The 19,112-nt window shown below is 46.1% G+C and carries 19 protein-coding genes; 15 read left to right on the top strand and 4 right to left on the bottom strand.

The genetic code is table 11. The features are described from left to right. Nucleotides 1-100 precede the first annotated feature (100 nt). The 13 genes from gspC to ACXAFM_RS09910 all read left to right on the top strand — a co-directional run bounded on the left by gspC (nucleotide 101) and on the right by ACXAFM_RS09910 (nucleotide 13,174). The gene (gene gspC, locus ACXAFM_RS09970; protein WP_474829104.1) at nucleotides 101-1,021 is read left to right on the top strand and encodes a type II secretion system protein GspC; all 921 of its coding nucleotides are present in this window, start codon (nucleotides 101-103) and stop codon (nucleotides 1,019-1,021) included. Between the two features lie 116 nt (nucleotides 1,022-1,137). After that, nucleotides 1,138-3,183, top strand: coding sequence for a type II secretion system secretin GspD (gene gspD / locus ACXAFM_RS09965; RefSeq protein ID WP_474803613.1), 2,046 nt, complete (start codon nucleotides 1,138-1,140; stop codon nucleotides 3,181-3,183). Between the two features lies 1 nt (nucleotide 3,184). After that, nucleotides 3,185-4,744 (top strand): type II secretion system ATPase GspE, encoded by a 1,560-nt coding sequence (gene gspE / locus ACXAFM_RS09960; protein ID WP_474829101.1) that lies wholly within the window; start codon nucleotides 3,185-3,187, stop codon nucleotides 4,742-4,744. After that, entirely contained in the window at nucleotides 4,745-5,971 is a 1,227-nt protein-coding gene (gene gspF, locus ACXAFM_RS09955; protein WP_474829099.1) for a type II secretion system inner membrane protein GspF, read from the top strand. Next, entirely contained in the window at nucleotides 5,971-6,408 is a 438-nt protein-coding gene (gene gspG / locus ACXAFM_RS09950) for a type II secretion system major pseudopilin GspG (protein WP_474829097.1), read from the top strand. The genes gspF and gspG overlap by 1 nt, the downstream gene beginning before the upstream one ends. Before the next feature lie 5 nt (nucleotides 6,409-6,413). Continuing rightward, nucleotides 6,414-7,040 (top strand): type II secretion system minor pseudopilin GspH, encoded by a 627-nt coding sequence (gspH, locus tag ACXAFM_RS09945; protein WP_474829095.1) that lies wholly within the window; start codon nucleotides 6,414-6,416, stop codon nucleotides 7,038-7,040. Nucleotides 7,041-7,081: 41 nt separating this feature from the next. Next, the gene (gspI, locus tag ACXAFM_RS09940; RefSeq protein ID WP_474829093.1) at nucleotides 7,082-7,510 is read left to right on the top strand and encodes a type II secretion system minor pseudopilin GspI; all 429 of its coding nucleotides are present in this window, start codon (nucleotides 7,082-7,084) and stop codon (nucleotides 7,508-7,510) included. A 1-nt stretch (nucleotide 7,511) separates the two neighbouring features. After that, nucleotides 7,512-8,138, top strand: coding sequence for a type II secretion system minor pseudopilin GspJ (gene gspJ / locus ACXAFM_RS09935; protein ID WP_474829091.1), 627 nt, complete (start codon nucleotides 7,512-7,514; stop codon nucleotides 8,136-8,138). A gap of 59 nt (nucleotides 8,139-8,197) precedes the next feature. Continuing rightward, on the top strand, nucleotides 8,198-9,226 hold the full coding sequence (gene gspK / locus ACXAFM_RS09930) for a type II secretion system minor pseudopilin GspK (protein WP_474829089.1): 1,029 nt from the start codon (nucleotides 8,198-8,200) through the stop codon (nucleotides 9,224-9,226). Beyond that, nucleotides 9,226-10,425, top strand: coding sequence for a type II secretion system protein GspL (gene gspL, locus ACXAFM_RS09925; RefSeq protein WP_474829087.1), 1,200 nt, complete (start codon nucleotides 9,226-9,228; stop codon nucleotides 10,423-10,425). Before gspK ends, gspL begins: the two co-directional genes overlap by 1 nt. Next, complete coding sequence (gspM, locus tag ACXAFM_RS09920) at nucleotides 10,422-10,901, top strand: type II secretion system protein GspM (protein ID WP_474829085.1); 480 nt, start codon at nucleotides 10,422-10,424, stop codon at nucleotides 10,899-10,901. Before gspL ends, gspM begins: the two co-directional genes overlap by 4 nt. Then, the gene (locus ACXAFM_RS09915; RefSeq protein WP_474829083.1) at nucleotides 10,898-11,653 is read left to right on the top strand and encodes a type II secretion system protein N; all 756 of its coding nucleotides are present in this window, start codon (nucleotides 10,898-10,900) and stop codon (nucleotides 11,651-11,653) included. The genes gspM and ACXAFM_RS09915 overlap by 4 nt, the downstream gene beginning before the upstream one ends. An 87-nt stretch (nucleotides 11,654-11,740) precedes the next feature. Beyond that, on the top strand, nucleotides 11,741-13,174 hold the full coding sequence (locus ACXAFM_RS09910) for a YdgA family protein (RefSeq protein WP_474829081.1): 1,434 nt from the start codon (nucleotides 11,741-11,743) through the stop codon (nucleotides 13,172-13,174). Between the two features lie 211 nt (nucleotides 13,175-13,385). On the opposite strand, the gene ACXAFM_RS09905 is transcribed toward ACXAFM_RS09910, so the two are convergent. From ACXAFM_RS09905 to yrfG, 4 genes are all read right to left on the bottom strand, one after another. Beyond that, complete coding sequence (locus ACXAFM_RS09905) at nucleotides 13,386-14,477, bottom strand: MBL fold metallo-hydrolase (RefSeq protein ID WP_474829079.1); 1,092 nt, start codon at nucleotides 14,475-14,477, stop codon at nucleotides 13,386-13,388. Nucleotides 14,478-14,666: 189 nt separating this feature from the next. Further along, the gene (locus ACXAFM_RS09900) at nucleotides 14,667-16,055 is read right to left on the bottom strand and encodes an NAD-dependent succinate-semialdehyde dehydrogenase (protein WP_474829077.1); all 1,389 of its coding nucleotides are present in this window, start codon (nucleotides 16,053-16,055) and stop codon (nucleotides 14,667-14,669) included. 281 nt (nucleotides 16,056-16,336) lie between these two features. Beyond that, nucleotides 16,337-16,882: an inosine/xanthosine triphosphatase gene (yjjX, locus tag ACXAFM_RS09895; RefSeq protein WP_474829075.1), complete on the bottom strand. Its 546-nt coding sequence runs from the start codon at nucleotides 16,880-16,882 to the stop codon at nucleotides 16,337-16,339. A gap of 13 nt (nucleotides 16,883-16,895) precedes the next feature. Beyond that, nucleotides 16,896-17,609 (bottom strand): GMP/IMP nucleotidase, encoded by a 714-nt coding sequence (gene yrfG / locus ACXAFM_RS09890; RefSeq protein ID WP_474829073.1) that lies wholly within the window; start codon nucleotides 17,607-17,609, stop codon nucleotides 16,896-16,898. A 71-nt stretch (nucleotides 17,610-17,680) separates the two neighbouring features. Between yrfG and nudE the strand changes: the two genes are divergently transcribed. Together nudE and cysQ are read left to right on the top strand one after the other, a co-directional pair. After that, complete coding sequence (gene nudE / locus ACXAFM_RS09885) at nucleotides 17,681-18,244, top strand: ADP compounds hydrolase NudE (RefSeq protein ID WP_014951322.1); 564 nt, start codon at nucleotides 17,681-17,683, stop codon at nucleotides 18,242-18,244. Nucleotides 18,245-18,247: 3 nt separating this feature from the next. Further along, on the top strand, nucleotides 18,248-19,093 hold the full coding sequence (cysQ, locus tag ACXAFM_RS09880) for a 3'(2'),5'-bisphosphate nucleotidase CysQ (RefSeq protein ID WP_474829071.1): 846 nt from the start codon (nucleotides 18,248-18,250) through the stop codon (nucleotides 19,091-19,093). Nucleotides 19,094-19,112 lie beyond the last annotated feature (19 nt).

The raw sequence follows: 19,112 nt of genomic DNA, 5'->3' as shown, positions 1-19,112 counted from the left end.
GTGTTTGACCCTCACCTTTACTAGGCTATTATGGGTTTGCTAAAGCGCGGTTAACCAAAAATTCACTATATTATAATAAAGCAGTACCATTAGTGGCAGCATGACATTCAATAAACCCAATCCACAATCTCTGGTTGTTTATCTAAGCCAGCATCAAAAACAGCTACATACCATAGTAGTGGTTCTGCTTAGCCTGTATTTAATTGCGTTTGCTGCCAAACTCGTGTGGCGAATTATACCTGAACCTCAACTATCTGCGACACCCACAGTAAGCCGTGCTCCGGTTATCTCATCGTCATCAGGCAAAAGTGGGGTCAACATTGCAAAAATACAACAGCTGAATTTATTTGGTAATGCGGCAGCTAGACCTGCTGAACCCGTTGCAGAAGTGACCGACGCCCCTGAAACCCGTTTGAATCTAACCTTAACGGGCGTTGTAGCCAGTTCAGAGCAGGAAGCGGGTACCGCGATTATTGAAAATCGTGGGAGCCAAGCGGTGTATGGCTTGGGTGAAAAGATTGAAGGCACCAATGCCACGTTGCAAAAGGTGTATAACGATCGCGTCATTATTAAAAACGGGGTGAGAAACGAAACCCTGATGCTAGACGGCATTGACTACGACGAAGCTAATCGTCGCCGTGAAATGCAGGCAAGAAATCGCCCTGAGCCAGAAGATGAATTAGAAGAAGATACCGTCGAGCTTAGCGATGAAGCATTAGAGGCAACTGCGGCACTTCGTGAACGGCCTGCTAGCTTTACAGATTTTATTTCGATATCGCCGAAAACCGAGGAAGGCCAACTTATTGGTTATCAAGTTAGTCCTGGGAAAGAGCCTGAGTTATTCAAATCGGCCGGGCTTCAGGCTGGCGATGTCATTACCCAAATTAACGGGCTAGACCTTACCGACTTGCAACAATCGCAAGAGGCACTGTCTGAGCTACGCAATGCACAAAATATAGAATTAACGATTATTCGAGATGGCAGTTTAACCACGCTCTACTTAGATTTACCCGAGGCGTAACAACAACTAAAACGGTAACGGCTCGTTTTTTACTGGTAAGCGTTTGTGTAGAGGTCAGCACAGTAACTGTGCAAGCAATTCAGCCATCGACATGTTAGGAAATGAAGGAAGTTAGAATGAAAAGGCGCACTAGCCATAAACTATTATCTCGCTTAGGCACCGCCATGTGCACAGCGCTTCTGTGTTTCTCGGTGACTGCCGCTGAATACATGCCTAATTTCAAAGATACTGACATCAATGAATTCATTAATATTGTTGGTAAAAACCTAGAGCGAACCATTATTGTCGACCCTAACGTACGTGGAAAAATAAGCGTACGCAGTTACGACATGCTTAATGAAGATCAGTACTATCAATTTTTCCTAAACGTACTCCAAGTTTACGACTTTGCTGTAGTTGAAATGCCAAGCGGCATCTTAAAAGTTGTACGCTCTAAAGACGCGAAAACTTCTAATATTCCAGTAGTGGAAGGCGCACAACAAGACGGCGATGAGTTTATTACCCGCGTAGTGCCTGTTTATAACGTGCCGGTACGTGAACTAGCCCCTATTTTACGACAGCTAAATGACCAAGCGGGCGGCGGTAACGTGGTTAGCCACGACCCATCAAACGTGATGATGCTAACGGGCCGTGCTGCAGTGGTTAATCGTCTTGTTGAAATCATTGAACGCGTAGACCGCGCTGGTGACGAAGAAGTAGAGATTGTTAAGCTTCGCTATGCTTCAGCCTCTGAGATGGTACGTATTATTGAAAGTATCAACAAATCACAAGGCAAAGCGAATACAGGCGCAAAGTCAGAGCCTCGCGTAGTAGCTGACGATAGAACTAACTCGGTTATAGTGAGTGGCGATGTTAAAGCACGCCAGCGCCTCATTAACCTTATTCAGCGTATGGATCAGGAACTTGAGTCTAACGGCAACACACGCGTACTGTTTCTTAATTACGCAAAGGCAGAAGACTTAGTTAAAGTTCTTCAAGGTGTATCAGCCAGTATCCAAGCAGAAGAGCAAGGCAGCGGTACCACATCGCGTAGAGCAAGTTCAAACCGCGAAATCAGCATTGATGCGCATGAAGATTCTAACGCCATCGTTATAACTGCAGAGCCAGACATGATGCGCTCGCTAGAAGAGGTTGTACGACAGCTGGATATTCGCCGTGCACAGGTACAAGTTGAAGCTATTATCGTAGAAGTGTTTGAAGGCGATGGCACAACGCTAGGTGTACAATGGGTTTCAGAACAAGGTGGCGGCACGCAGTTTAGCAACGGTGTAGTTCCTGTAGGTTCATTAGCCGTAGCCCTTAAGCAAGCAGAAGATGATACAGACACTGAAGCCTATGTTACCGACGACGGTGAAGTGGTAACTGTGACTACCACCGATGAAGGCGACTATACTTCACTAGCAAGTCTTTTAGGTGGAGCTAATGGGTTGATTGCCGGTGTTATCGAAAATGGCTGGGGCGCTGTTGTCCAAGCGGTAAGCACTGACACCAATTCTAATATTCTTGCCACACCTCACCTTACCACTATGGACAATGAAGAAGCCTTTTTCATTGTAGGTCAGGAAGTACCGATTATTACCGGTACTACAACGGGCGCGAACAACTCTAACCCGTTCCAAACGGTAGACCGTCAAGAAGTAGGTATCAAACTTAAAGTGACACCGCAAATAAACGAAGGCGATGCTGTTCAGCTACTTATTGAACAAGAAGTGTCGAGCGTAAGCGGTGCAACCTCGGTAGATATTTCTATCAACAAACGTGAAATCAAAACCACAGTGATCGTTGATGATGGCGGTACTATCGTACTAGGTGGATTGATTGATGAAGACGTACAAGAAAGTGTGTCTAAAGTACCACTCTTAGGCGATATCCCTATTCTTGGTCACCTTTTCAAAACCACGTCTACCAGCAAGCGTAAGCGTAATCTAATGGTGTTTTTAAAGCCTACGATTGTGCGTGACGGCGCTACTATGAACTCAATCAGTCACCGTAAATACAACTATATTCGAGCGCTACAGCTTAAACGTCAGCAAGAAGGTGTGTCTCTAATGCCAACGGCTGAAACGCCGAGCATGCCTGAGTGGAACGATGCACTAGCCCTACCACCTTCATTTGAAGAGTACCTTTCTGAGAAAGAGAAGCAAAAAGAAGGTAACGAGTAGTATGGCGGATGAACAACTTACTCAAGCACTAGAGGCGCAAGAAGAAGCCCTAGAAGCCATGGGTGAAGAGGCCGGTTTACCTGAAGAAGAGGCTGGCCCTAAGCAGTTATCGTTTAGTTTTGCAAAGCGCAACCAAGTGTTGCTTGAAACCAACGAAACGCCTGCAGTTCTGTATTTTACAGAAAATACGCCATTTGACGTGTTTGCCGAAGTACGTCGCTTCTATGGTGAGCCCTTTGTACCTAAAACCATACCCGCTGACGAGTTTGAAAACTTACTGACTAGCGCGTTTCAGCGCGATAGCTCTGCAGCTAAACAGCTTATGGAAGACCTTGGTAATGAAAGCGATTTATTCGCCCTTGCCGAAGACTTGCCTGACACTGAAGACTTATTAGACAGTGAAGATGATGCGCCTATCATCAAGCTTATCAACGCTATGTTGGGCGAAGCGATTAAGGAAGGCGCGTCGGATATTCACATCGAAACCTTTGAGAATCAGCTTGTTGTTCGCTTTCGCGTAGACGGTGTATTACGCGAAATTTTGCGTCCTAACCGCAAGCTTTCTTCTATGTTGGTGTCCCGTATAAAGGTAATGGCCAAATTAGACATCGCCGAAAAGCGTGTGCCTCAGGATGGTCGTATTACGCTTCGCATCGCCGGTCGCGCTGTGGATGTTCGTGTTTCTACCATGCCATCGAGTCATGGCGAACGTGTAGTGCTGCGTCTTTTAGATAAGAACAATGCTCGCTTGAATCTAGAAGATTTGGGCATGACGCTTCAAAACCGAAACCATTTTTCGTCCCTTATCAGAAAGCCTCACGGCATTATTTTGGTTACCGGCCCAACAGGCTCTGGTAAAAGTACCACGCTGTACGCAGGTCTAACCGAAATAAACTCGCGAGATAGAAACATTTTAACGGTTGAAGATCCTATCGAATTTGACCTTCCAGGCATTGGACAAACACAGGTTAACCCTCGTGTGGATATGACCTTTGCCCGCGGGCTTCGCGCGATTTTGCGTCAAGATCCTGATGTAGTCATGGTGGGTGAGATTCGCGATATCGAAACCGCACAAATTGCCGTTCAAGCCAGTTTAACCGGTCACTTGGTACTGTCTACGCTGCATACTAATACCGCAGCAGGCGCTATTACTCGTTTAGAAGATATGGGGATTGAGCCATTTTTGCTGTCTTCGAGCTTATTGGCCGTATTGTCACAGCGACTGGTACGTACCCTGTGCTCAGATTGTAAAAAGCCCCATACGCCAGACGCTTCTGAGCTTGAAGTGCTAGGGCAGAGCGCAACGAGCGACACCACTATCTATAAGCCGCACGGCTGCGCAGCGTGTAATCAAACTGGTTACCGTGGCCGTACCGGCATTCACGAGCTGTTATTAGTTGATGAAAAAGTGCGTGAAATGATGCACGAAGGTGTGGGCGAACAAGCTATTGAACGTTATATCAGAACCTCGACCCCAAGCATCCGTGAAGACGGCTGTAGCAAGGTGCTAGCTGGAGAAACTTCTCTTGAAGAAGTGCTTCGAGTAACGAGGGAAGATTAAATGGCGGCATTCGCTTATAAAGCGGTTAATGCCCGCGGTAAAAATACAAATGGGGTGCTTGAAGGCGATAACGCACGTCAGGTACGCCAACAGCTGCGTGAAAAAGGTTTAATTCCGTTAGAAGTAGAGCAAGTTGCAGAGCGGTCTCAAAGCGAAGGCAAAGGGCTTTCTTTTTCACTGTTTAAGCCACGTATTTCAGCATCGGATTTGGCGCTTCTTACACGCCAAATGGCAACGCTTGTAGAATCAGCACTTCCTGTTGAAGAAGCTCTACTCGCTGTCGCCGAACAGTGTGAAAAACCCCGCCAGAAGAACATGATGATGGCGGTACGCAGTAAAGTGGTAGAAGGTCACGGCCTTGCAGACGCGCTTGCACAATTTCCTAGTGTGTTTGACGAGCTATACCGCGCGATGGTCGCAGCTGGTGAAAAATCCGGTCACCTTGATACCGTGCTTAACCGATTGGCCGACTACACTGAACGCAGGCAGCAAACCCGCAGCCAAATTACTCAAGCGATGATTTACCCATCGTTAATGCTGTTCTTTGCAATGGGTATCGTATTACTGCTGTTAACCGTAGTAGTGCCAAAAATTGTTGGCCAGTTTGACCATATGGGGCAAGACCTGCCGGGCATAACACAGTTTCTTATTTCCGTAAGTACATGGCTTCAGAACTACGGTTTATTTATGCTAATTGGCATAGGCGTACTTATTGTTATTATTCAGCGCGTGCTACAGCAAAAACACATGAAGCTGCGCTATCACAGAGCACTTTTAACCCTACCTTTAATAGGCAAAGTGTCTAGAGGCTTAAATACAGCTCGCTTTGCGCGAACCTTAAGTATTTTGAGTGCCAGCGCAGTGCCGCTACTTGAAGCTATGCGTATTTCAGGCGATGTACTGGAAAATCAGCATATTAAAAATCAAGTAGCCGATGCGGCAGTCAACGTTAAAGAAGGCTCTAGCTTGCGCGCTGCGCTAGATAACACGAAAATGTTTCCGCCAATGATGATGCACATGATTGCATCAGGTGAAAAGTCTGGCGAGCTACAGCAAATGCTAGCTCGCGCTGCAGATAATCAAGATAGGGAATTTGAAGCGCTTATTGGTGTCTCACTTAAGGTATTTGAACCCTTACTTATTGTATCGATGGCAGGCATTGTCCTGTTTATCGTTATGGCAATATTGCAACCAATTTTAGCATTGAACAACATGGTGAATATTTAATGAAAACACTTAATCGCAGTTCTGGTTTCAGTTTGATTGAAGTCATGGTCGTACTTCTAATCATCGGTATTATGGCCTCAATGGTTGCACCACAAATTTTGGGTAATCAAGAGGAAGCACAGCTTAAAAAGGCCGCGGTAGACATTCAGCAAATGGAAAGTGCGCTTGAAATGTACAAGCTACGTAACAACCGCTTCCCAACTACTGAACAAGGTCTGGACGCGCTAGTAACAGCGCCGACTATCGACCCAATCCCACGCAACTATCCAGAAGGCGGCTTTATCAAGCGTCTTCCTGAAGATCCATGGGGCAACCCATATACGCTAATTAGCCCGGGAGAGCTTGGCGTGGTGGATATCTTCTCTAATGGCCCAGACGGTGAGCCGGGTACTGATGATGACATCGGTAACTGGAACATCAACGAATACTTGAACTAACCTATATGCGCTACCGCGGCAGTACATCGTTTCATAAAGCAGGCTTCACCCTATTAGAAGTCATGCTGGTACTGCTGCTTATGGGCTTGGCGGCGGGTTACGTTATGTTTAACGCCTTCGGCGCAAGTAAATCAGACCTATTGAAAACCCAAGCACAGCGCCTGCAGGTGATTGTTGATATGGCCAGCGACTTCGCGGTGTTAAATCAACAACAGCTGGGCGTACGTTTTGAAGCTGACAAAAACGAATACTACTTCGTTTACCTAGACGACGATGATGAGTGGCAGCGTATTGAAGGCGAAAAAACCTACGAGCCTTACACGTTACCCGAACCTTTTACCTTCACCTTAAATTTAGATGACCTCCCATGGGACGTTGAAGATAGACTCTTTGACAGAGAATTATTCGACGAAAACCTAAGTGTTTCCGAAGAAGGGGTAGAAATAGGTAACGAAGAAGAGAAAAAGCTGCCTCCACCGCAAGTGCTTATAATGTCGAGCGGCGAGATCACACCTTTTACCCTATCGTTTAATTATGAGGGCGATGATGGCGACGCCCCTGTTTATTTCAGTCTGCAAAACCAAGACTTACCGCCTTTAGTGCTTGAAGGGCCCCTGGAGCGTCCACTATGAAAGCGTCCATTATGAACGCGCCCACTCTAAAAGCACCTTGTATGAGAACAAACTCGGTAAATTCTTCTGGCAAAAGCGTTTCGGTTAACCCCCCCCATAACCAACGTGGCCTGACCCTACTTGAAGTTATGGTGGCACTGCTTATTTTCGCACTAACAGGCACCGCAGTGCTTAAAGCCGCTGGCGAGCATTTATCTAGCGTCGGCCAAATAGAGTCTGTTACTTTTGCCAATTGGGTGGCAAGCAATCGCCTAAACCAGCTTCAGCTTGATACCACCTGGCCGCCCAAAAATAATTTAAAAGGCACCATGGAGATGGCTGACCGCACTTGGTACTGGCAACAAACCGTCGCGAAAACCAACGATAACGACTTACGTGCAGTTACCGTTTCGGTAGGCGAAGATGAAAGCTACGAAAGTTCAGTGACATCGGTTACCACTTTTGTGGCTAAGCCAACGGCGGGGAACTAGTATGCAGCGCGGATTTACGCTTATAGAAATACTGATTGCCATGGCCATATTTACCCTTATCGGGCTGGCATCAACGGGTTTATTAACCACAGTTATCGACAGCAATGACATTTCAGAAGAGCGTTTTGCCAAGCTCCAATTGCTACAGCGTGCCATGATCACTATCGAGCGAGACCTTCAACAAGCCGTGCCTCGCGCAGCAAGGGTTAATGGAGAAAAGCAAGATGTAGTAATGGCAGGTGGAGAAACCGACGATAGCGATGATGATGGTATTGGTTTTGTAAGAGGCGGTTGGCACAATCCACAGTTAATGCTGCCAAGAAGTACTTTGCAGTTTGTTGCCTACAGGCTTCAAGAGAACAAGCTTGAGAGACTTTACAGTAATTACGTGGATAATGTTATTGGCTACGAGCCGAAAGTACGAGTGCTGCTAGAAGACATAGAAAGTTTAAAAATTGAGTTTCTCGCCACAGCCGACAGCGGTTCATTAGATGAAGACGAAGACCTATCGTGGAGCGAGAGCTATAAAGGTACAGCACTGCCGCGGGCAGTCGCGATAGAGTTTGTAAGTAAAGACTTTGGCAAAATTCGAAGGGAATTTACCTTAACCACGGGTGAATCATCATAATGCCAAACACAGGAACACGCCTTTTAAAAAACCATACGCGCGCCAAGGCTGAGACGTGTATGCCCCAACCGTCTACCCCACCGGCTAAACAAAAAGGTGTGGCACTGATGATTGTGCTGATGATAGTAGCTTTGGTTGCGGTATTGGCCACAGAAATGGGCACACGCTTGCAGCTTCAGGTGCAGCGTACGATGAACTTAAAAGACAACAATCAAGCCTACTGGTACGCCATGGGCGCCGAGGCCTTTGCGCGTAAGTCTATCCAGTCTTTGATAGAAGAAAGCCCGGATGTGATTTCTATAGATCAGCCTTGGGCACAAGAATTCAGCTATCCTCTAGAAAACGGTGGTTTAACCGCTAACTTAGACGATTTGCAGGCGTGTTTTAATCTAAACGCGATTACGTCTGGCACTGCAGGAGGCACAGGCAGTAACAGCGGTACTGGCAGCAGTGGAGCGGGTGACACCACGGAAGCCATGGACGCTTTTCACACTATGTTGCTATCACTTAGCGTTGACGGACTAGACAACTACACCGCAGATACCTTACGCGATAGTTTAGCTGACTGGGTCGACGAAGATGACAGAATGCGTCCTTACGGCGCAGAAGACAGCGAATACGAGTCCAGAGAGTTTCCTTACCTTGCGGCTAACGGTCCACTGGCATCAAAAAGTGAATTGCGTATTATTAACGGTGTATCACCACAATGGCTAGACGCATTACTGCCATTAGTTTGCGTGATTCCGGATTACAATGAGTTGAAAATTAACGTCAACACCTTAGAAGAAGAAGATGCACCATTACTTGCAGGCCTGACAGGCTTAGACATTCAACAGGTCACAAGTTTAATTAGTAGTCGCCCGCAAAACGGCTGGGACGAAATTAATGATTTTTTAAGCGAGCCTTCGATTCAAGCGCTTAATTTAACAAGCACTCGACAAGATTGGTTTGCGGTAAAAACTGAATATTTTATGTTGCACACAAAAACACAGTACAACAAAGCAACTTTTAAGCTTTCCACCGTGTTTCACGTTAATGCCGATACCGGTGTTAGTATTGTGAATCGCGAGTTTGGGGGAACCTATTAATGGAACAATTATTGGTGCGTTTAGGCGCCAACTACACAGACCCGATAAGCTGGCTCGTTTATTCGCGAACAGAAGATGAAATTATTGCGTCGGGCGAACTGCCTAATGCCGACGCCTTATCGTCGCTTACTGAACGCGCAGGCCAACGTAGCGTCATTGCGTTAGCGCCCAGCAGCGAAATTTTACTCAAATGGGTTGAGCTGCCGCCGAAAGCTGGCCGCAAGATCATTTCTGCCATCCCGTTTATGCTAGAAGACGAGCTTGCTACTGACATTAGCCAGCAGTTTTTTGCAATCGGCCCGAAGCGCGGCGATGAGCAAGCCGTTGCTGTAGTTAGCCATGAAAAAATGCAACTGTGGCAGTCTTGGCTGAGCGAAGCAGGGTTATTCTGCGACACCATTATTCCTGATGTACTTGCAGTGCCAGTAACGGAAAACGGCTGGTCGGTACTGACCTTAGGTGAACAGCTACTGGTGCGCCAAGATGAGTTCAAAGGGGTTCAAGGTGAACAAACTTGGTTGCTTCCTACTTTAGTGCACTTCACTGCGCAGCAAGAAGCACCTGTGACAATCACAAACTACGCAGGTATCGATTTAAGCAGTCTGCCGAACATTGAAGAAGCACAGGCACCGCTTGAACTGCCCATGCAAGTTTTGGCTAAAGAAGCCATGCAAACCAGTTTTAACTTGTGCCAGGGCGATTACAAGATAAAACGTAAGCGCAGCGGTGTGCTAAGTCAGTGGCGTGTAGCCGCTGTACTCGCTGTACTTGCACTGTGTACCAGCTTAGTAGATAAAGGCGTTACTCTTTATCAGTTAAAGTCGCAAAACCAAGCACTTAGCAGTGAAATAAGTAGCGCAGTTAAAGCCGGCTTCCCCAATATTGGCACCTATCGCAACGTGCGATTAAAGCTACAAAGTGAACTGGCTAAGTTAGAGCAGGGCGGTGGGGATGCTTCCATGCTTATTATGTTAGATCAGCTTGCACCGGCTTTTTCAGCCACCGACGTTAAGCCGCAAACATTGCGCTTTGACGCTACCCGCACAGAAATTCGTATTCAGGCGCAGGGCAAAAACTTTGAAGCCTTAGAGCAGTTTAAACGCAGCGCTGAAAACGCAGGTTTTGTGGTTGAACAGGGTGCTATTAATAATCGTGACAATGGCGTTGTGGGTACAGTGTCAGTAAGGAGTACGTCGTGAACGCACTTTTAGAAAAATACAAAGCCCTCACTGAACGGGAACAAAAATTAGTGCTAATTTCTGCAGTAATGATAGTCATTGCACTGTTTTATTTTGCAGTTTGGTCGCCACTAAATGCTGCGCTAGACAAACAAAAACAATTGCTTGATAACCAGCAGTCGCTTCTAGTTTGGGTAAAAGACAGCGGTGCACGCGCTCAGCAATTACGCCGCAGCAGCGGTGGAAAGCGTGCATTTTCTGGTTCGTTGCCGCAAGCGGTAAACCGCACTACTGCTCAGTACGATATTGCTATTTCTCGGATGCAGCCACAGGGCGACGAGCTTCAAGTATGGGTTGATCAAGCGCCGTTTAACAGTGTGTTAGACTGGCTAAAGGCCATGGAAAACATGGGTGTAGTTATTCTTCAAGCCGATATAGCTGAAGCAGATGCGCCAGGCTATATCAAAATTCGCCGACTACAGTTAGGTAAAGCATGAAGTCGAAAGTTAGTTGGATCATAGGCGGAATTCTTGCCTTCCTATTGTTTGCTATTGCTTATATGCCCGCAGTGCAGGTTATCGGTCGTATAACACTACCGAATAATGTTTCTGTAAGCGGAGTAAGTGGCACCTTATTTTCTGGTAAAGCACAGACCCTAGTGGTTAACGGCTTGCCTGTTAACAACCTGAAGTGGGAACTCAGCCCACTTCACATGTTATTGGGTAAAGTTAAGCTAGATCTTAAAGCAGGTAATATTCGCGATAAAAACGACATCGCGTTTGAAGGCCCTATCACTACCGGGCTTTTCAGCCAAGATACGATCAATACCGAGAACTTTACGCTGTACCTACCTGTAGATAGAGTACTTGCACAAGTTCGCTTGCCTTTACCGGTAAATGCAGGCGGACGCTTTAAAGTCTCGTTAAGTGACCTAACCTTTGGTCCAGCATGTGAGTCGCTCGATGGCACAGGAGACTGGTTAAACGCTACGGTTGCAGGAACACAAGGACCAATTGATTTCGGAACTTACTCAGCAAAGCTTCGTTGCGAAGGAAAAGACATTGGCATAATGGTAAGCGAGCCAAACTTACTAAGCTTATCGATGGATGCGGTTATCCCTACTACGATGAAAAATATCCGTGTAAGTGGTAAATTCAAACCTGACGACAGCTTACCGCAAGAAGTCCATCAGGCTGCACGCTTGTTTGGTACGCCTAATAGCAGCGGATATATCCCAATAAAGCTTTAAAGTGCTAAACCCAATAAACAATACAGAAAAAGCCTTGGTTTTTCACATCAGGGCCACTAGGAAAAACACTCAACAAAGGATTGTACAATGAACAAACCTCTTTTTGCTGGCGCTAGCGTTACTTTAGTTGCACTTGGCGTTGCCCCTTATTTTATCGGTAATAGCGTTGAAGAAAATGTTAACGCTGCAGTAACCGAAATTAACGAACAGGCTGTCTATTCAGCCGAAATCATTTCGTACGACAAAGGCTGGTTCTCAACGAAAGCAGAAGTCAAACTCGCTATCGATTTTCAAGCGCTTTTTAATGCGCAAAATATCGACCAATCTGAGATACCACTAGAAGAAAACCCTAGTATAACTGCTTCGCTGGTTGCCCATCACGGTCCTGTTTACTTCGGTGATGGCGTTGGATTAGGTCGCGTTCACTACACGGTATTTATCGATGGGGATGAATTAAGAGAATACGTTCAATGGGACGGTGAACAGCCAATTTATAGCAATGAAGGCGTTGTTGGCCTGCTTGGCAATTTAAGCTACGAAGATGTAATTCCGGCCCTTAGCGCAACCAATGAGGAAGAAGGTTTTACAGTGCTTTTCTCAGGTTATGCTGGTAAAGCTGTTCCTGAGGGCGATCAGACCTTTTATACCTCATCGGGTGAATCACTGAGCATAAACGCCGATGCCGCGTCGATTAAGATATCCAATCTTTCTATGGATGTGACCTACGATGGCAGCATGGTAGAAGCCTTTAAAGGCGAACTGTTTGAATCGAAAGTTAAAGCACTTATAGAAACCATGGAATTTACGGGCCTTGAAGCAGGAGAAACAGTTCAGCTAGACAATATTGCGCTTATTACAGACACTAAAATTGATGATGACAGCAATACAGCTAATGTATACGTAGAATACGCCATTGATAAGGTAGAAGGGCCTGAACTTGCAGCCACTGATATGGTGTTAGGCGTCGCTTTAAATAACTTAGACGTTGACTTCATCAAAGCATATCAAGAGTTCAGCAACACATCCCTGTTGGTGCCTTCTGAGGAAGTACCCGCCAAAATGATGGAATTTATTGAGACGAACCTGCTTACCCAGCTAAAAGCAGAGCCTGAACTTAACATAACGAAGCTTAAAGCAACGTTGCCCGAGGGTTCGTTTAATGCTCACGCAAACACTAAACTAGTTGGCATTGATGCCTTGCCAGGCACAATGGAAGATGTGGCTTACTGGGTAACCCATTTGCTGGTCGATGCACAGGTAACAGCCGACAAAGCCTTTGCGCAAAGCGTAGTATCTGGTTACATGATGGGGCAATTAATGGCAACACCTCAGGCGCAAAACATGACGGCTGAGGAACTTGAGGCCGCAGTAGACCAACAGACGCCAATGATGTTGGGTACTTTTGCCCAACAAGGCTTGATAAAAGAAACAGAGCAAGGTTATGAGGCAAAATTAGAGCTTAAAGACGGCAAAGCCAGTGTAAATGGTATGCCTATTCCATTGCCTTTTGCGCCGCAATAAGATGTTTAGAAGTGACTAAAAAAAGCGCCAGCAAAGTACAGTTAACATTAGGCGCTATTAGCGGCAAATGCTGACAATACCCAGTCAGAATTAAAAATGCAGAGCCTAATGCTCTGCATTTTTTCATTACTTCATCTTTACCACGTTCAACCCTGCTAACTCCCCTCTTGGCATAGGCTGACCAGTCTTATGTTTCTACTTAAAACCGTACCTAGTTCTCATCAAAAAGCGTGATATTCATCAATTCTTGCGCAGCATAGACACGCCCCTCAGCAACAACCGTAATAGCCTCAGTAAGCGCATCTAAGCCCGATTCGCTACGTTTCATAATATGAGACAGTAAAATGCGTTTTGCTTTAGATTGCGCGGCGATATCGATTATTTGTGTAGGTGTCATATGCAGGTTCTTCGCAACGCGCCCCGCGTTATCGTCAATTGCGTTGTGCAATACTAAAAGGTCAGCGTTTTTAGCGAAGCGAGCCAGGTTTCCCTGTTCATCATTCGTATCACCAGAAAATACCGCTACACATCCGTTAGCCTTAACTTTCCACGCGAGTGTGGGGATCGGCCCGTGATTCACCGACATCGCTTCAACACTAATGTCACTATTCACATCATATTCAAAAGGTTTCTCTAATGTGGCGTCTACAACGCTTTTTGCCGATATGGTGTAGTCGTCTTGGCCATCGATAGTGTAAGAAGACAGATATTTAAATGCGCCCTCCTCGCCAATTAGCGATGAGAGATAAGCGTTGGTCGAGGGCATGGCGTCATTACCATCAGGCCCTATTACCCATAAATTTTTTTCGCGGTTAGTGAAATAACCACCTTTTACGAAGCTCGGCAAATCGGCACTGTGGTCAGTATGTAAGTGAGAAAGCAAAATCACATCAAGGGATTCAAATGACGCACCGGTTGCGCCAAACTGAACACTGCTGCCGCTGCCAGCATCTACCAAAACACGTGCTTTGTTATCAACCCAGACCAAATAGGCGCTCGATGTTCTTCCGTCATCCAATTCCGGCCCCCCTGAACCTAGCACCTGAACAGACACGTTCTGGCAGGCCATAAATGCCTTACTTTCACCAGCACTTTCTTCTGAAGTCGGCGGTTGAGGAAATGATGGAGACGATGTTTGCGTAAAAGGCGCCGATGAGGCTGGCGCTATTGCCAAGAACAAGAAAATAGACGTCGTTGAAAGCAAACTCACCCACGCAGTGCGTAGTTTACCTTGTTCCTTTGTGTGCACTTTTTGCACTGTGCCCTTGCTTATAATACTTAACTGCCTGTGTAAGACTTTCATCGCCGTCATCCTAAACCATTCCTTATATTTTTATACCTTCATATCAAGATAAAAGACCGAACGGTGGCGTAAAAATATTCAGGGAAACAGAAACGCGTCAAAGAGCGTGTTGATACTAAAACGAAGATATAAAAAAACGGGCACGTCGCACGCGCCCGTTTCAATACAATGATGATAAATATCTAGTAATTACTCAGCAGCACTTTCAGCTACCATAATGGTTTTGATATTCACAAATTCGCGCATACCATAGCCACCGTGTTCACGGCCGTAGCCACTATCTTTTACACCACCAAAAGGCAGGTTTGGCTGTGCTAGTGAATAACCGTTAATATTCACCATACCAGTGTCGAATTCATCTTTCGCCAGTGCAATAGCTTTGTCTGTATCTGTACTAAAAATGCCGCCGCCTAAACCATAGCGTGAGTCGTTTGCGACTTCCATTGCCTGTTTGTCGTCACGGGCGCGGATTAATGACGCGACAGGACCAAATAACTCATCGTCGTAAGCGGGCATGCCAGGCGATACATTTTCAAGCACCGTCACCGGATAAAAGTAACCATCAGAATCTGGAACTTCTCCACCGAGAGACAGCGTAGCGCCGTTTTCGATCGATTTTTTCACTTGGTCGTGCAGTTCATCTCGCAAGTCTTCTCTTGCCATGGGGCCAAGGTCGGTATTTTCATCCGTTGGGTCACCCACTTTAAGCTTTTTACATTGCGCCACGAACTTGTCTCTAAACTCGTCATAAACGCTATCAACGATAACGAAGCGTTTAGCCGCTACACAGGTTTCACCATTGTTGATTACGCGACCTTGAATACACATTTCTACCGCATGGTCGATGTCAGCATCCTCTAACACCAAGAAAGCATCGTTACTACCAAGTTCCATCACGGTTTTCTTAGATAGACTCGCAGCCTCTTTCGCCACTTGCTTACCTACTTCGTCGCTCCCTGTAAAGGTGACGCCACGCACATATTTGTGTTTAATTAAATCACTGGCCGTACCGCCATCAATAAGTAGAGACTGATACACATTTTTTGGAAAACCAGCATCTTCGTACATTTGCTGAATAGCTTGTGCCATTCCAAACACGTTTTTTGCGTGCTTCAGCACCGTAGTGTTACCCGCCATAATATTCGATACGCTGTAGCGAATAACCTGATAAAGTGGGAAATTCCAAGGCTGAATGCCCAGAATAACGCCGATAGGTTGATAAGTAATGATGGCACGACCGCCCTCGAAAATGCGATGTTCATCTTCTAGAATTGAAGCGCCATGCTCGGCCGTGTAGCGACATATTTCAGCGCATAGCTGCACCTCTTGCTTACCTTGTGCGGTCACTTTTCCCATTTCACGAGTCATGAGACTAGCGAGATCGTCGATGCGTTCTTCCATTAAATCCGCAAGGTTATTGAATAAATCTGCGCGGGTTTCAAATGATGTACGACGCCAGTTCAAATAAGCCTCTTGTGAGCGGGTTACCGCTTGTTCGGCATCCTCAGCTGACATCAAATGATAATGATCGATCTTTTCACCTGTAGCAGGGTTGTAGGTATTGATTGTCTCACTCATCGTCACTCTCCTTATTCCGTTTGGTCTGAAGGATTTGCAACTAAAAAGCCAATGTGCCAAATGAAATTTTATTCAATACTTTCAAAAGCTTATATAAGACCCCCAGTAAGAGAAACCGAGAGAGGTAAAAGAGGATACAGAAAAGATTACCTATCGCAGTAAAGATTTCAGGGCGACCATTGCGATCGCTTTATCTATTTTCCTAAGCGAAAAGACCCTTGTGGCAATCTGTTGAAATAACGGAGTGAAGTGCTTCGTTGCGCACCAAATGCTGTCTCAACCTAGTCAGTGTATAAGTCAGGAAAATGAAACTTCGCCATAGCAAGGGTCAACGCCACTTCATAAACACTTTGTCGCGAAGCATGATTTAGAGTCAGTAACCCTATAGCACCGCCTTTTTGTTTTATATTTACGGTATCGAAAAGCTTGTCCATAACCGGCCCAAGCTCTTCGCCACGCTGTAATGCTTGATACACGCTAACAGGCAAAGGCAAACTCGCACTTCGTGTTACCGACCAGTGACCTTCGTGGTAAATCGCCACATAGGCAAAGGTAGCAGGGCCATCTTCAAAAACATCCACCCCCCCTTCAATTGCCACATACCAAGAGTCTGTGAGTCCACCTTGATGATGAGCGAGCATGGCCTTCACGCGATTAATGGCGCCCAAGCGCGTTTCGTCCTCATTCATTGGCTGGTCGGGTACGCCGCTTGGCACAGCCATACCCTGAGCGTCGAAATCGTGCTCTAGTGTGTCGGAAAGTGTATTGAGCGCAGCGTTTATTTTTACCGGATTTAGCGAGCCTACGTAAATTGTGTCAGAAACCATTTGCTTTCATCCTTTAAAAACGTTTTTTCAAAGCAGTATCAACTGGATTCTGCTTTATGTCTTCTAGCATTAAACGGTAATCGCGCACCGCTGAAAACTCACTAATATTGCGATTTGGCAAGGTGCTATCGGGGTTATCGACAGCAAGTAAATGTTTAATACCGTACGTCTTTGCCGAATGTAAAATGGGTAATGAGTCATCGACAAACAAGGTACGACGAGGATCAAATTGTACTCTCTCTTGTAGTCGCTTCCACAAAAGCTGAGACTCTTTAGTTACACCAAATTCATGGGTAGAAATAAGGTTGTCGATATGCGCGTCGAGCTGAGTATGTTCTACCTTAAGCGCCAAACTGTTTGGGTGGGCGTTGGTCACCAATACCACCTGCCTGCCTGAGTCATGAAGCGCATCAAGGAAAGGAATAGTATCGTCGCGAAGGGCGAGCAAATGCGCCAGTTCACGCTTAAGCGGCATAAACTCATTTTCTAAGTCCATTTCGAGGGATTCAGCCCAGTAATCTAAGCAATACCATTGAATTTGCCCGAATACTGACTCATATCGCGCAGTCATTTCACGTTGACTCTGCGCCTCTGATATTCCCCTTATTTCCGCCAATCGTTTAGGCAAATGATGTAGCCAGAACTGGTTGTCGTAATGAAGGTCTAACAGGGTACCGTCCATATCTAGCAGTACAGTTTCTATTTCATTCCAGGGCAGAAAGGGCAAGCGATTTTCCTTATAATGAAGTAAGCTAAGAAATTGTATACAAGTATGATAACAAAGTTGTAGCGATAGACATGCCAAAAATTGATCCGAACAAACCGTTACCACAAATTCATTCTCGTGAAATCGTTGCGCAAAGCAAACTCTTTAGGGTAGAGCGCTTAGACCTTGAGTTTTCAAACGGCGCCACCCGTGAGTTCGAGCGGATGGCGGGTGGAAACAGGGGCGCGGTAATGATAGTGCCCATGCTTGATGAAAACACCATGGTGTTAATTCGCGAATATGCTGCCGGCACTCATTCGTATCAACTAGGCTTCCCTAAAGGTTTAATAGACCCTGGTGAAACTGCCATTGAAGCGGCTAATCGCGAACTACAAGAAGAGGCTGGCTTCGCGGCCAATGATCTTGTTGAGCTTCATAAGGTCAGCATGGCGCCCACTTTCTTTAACGCCAATATGACCATTGTTTTGGCTCGCGACTTGTATCCTAAGCAACTTGAAGGCGACGAACCCGAGCCTCTTGAGGTGATTCACTGGCCTTTAGATGAAGCAGATGCTTTACTTGCACGAGAAGACTTTGTTGAAGCACGCTGCATAGCCGCGCTGTTTTTAGCTCAAAAGTGGTTTAAGGAACAATAAACAATGCCCGATGACGCCCATGCCGACCTACTAGAACTTGCGAAAGAAATTGCCATCGAAGCCGGTGAAGCCGTATTAGACGTATACGATAAAGGGGAATTTGACGCTTATCAAAAAGACGATGAGTCTCCCGTTACCAGCGCAGATTATTTGGCAAATGATATCATCAACAAACGCTTACAAGCCGCGACGCCTGATATCCCTATCCTCTCAGAAGAAAACAAACACGCAAGTTTAGAAGAGCGAAAGCATTGGCCCAGATACTGGCTAATCGATCCCATCGACGGCACTCAAGAGTTCATCGCTAGAAGTGGTGACTTTGCGGTTAACATTGCCCTAATTGAGAATAATGAACCTACCATAGGCGTTATCTTCTGGCCTCCTGGGCAATCGTTGTATTATGCGCAAAAGGGGAAAGGGGCATTCAAGTCTTCACCTGATGGCGATCATCCCATTAGCGTACGCAAGCTAGACGATCCTAAAAATAGCGTGGTGATGATTGCAATTAGCCGTCGCCAGTCAAGAGAAAAAGTGCTTAGCAGAATGTGCGCTAAGCGCGTTTATCACACTCTTCCCTTGGGAAGCTGTTCACTAAAAGCCTGCTTTATTGCCGAAGGAAAAGCTGACGTTTTTATGCGCATAGGTATTACCGGTGAATGGGACACGGGGGCATCGCAATGTATTGTCTCTGAAGCCGGCGGGAGTATCGCCGCTGCTAACTTCGAGCCACTTACCTACAATCAGCGTCATTCGCTAGAGAACCCAGATTTTGTGGTAATGGGCGATCAAAGGGTGCCATGGCGAGATGTAGTCCAGTATGATGACTTCGTAAACCCACATCAGCGCTAGCGCGTACTATTTAGTTAGC

Source organism: Alteromonas sp. ABD4_190 (assembly GCF_056160105.1).
The sequence above is the reverse complement of the archived record's forward strand: the minus strand, read 5'-3'. Positions and strand labels throughout refer to the sequence as shown.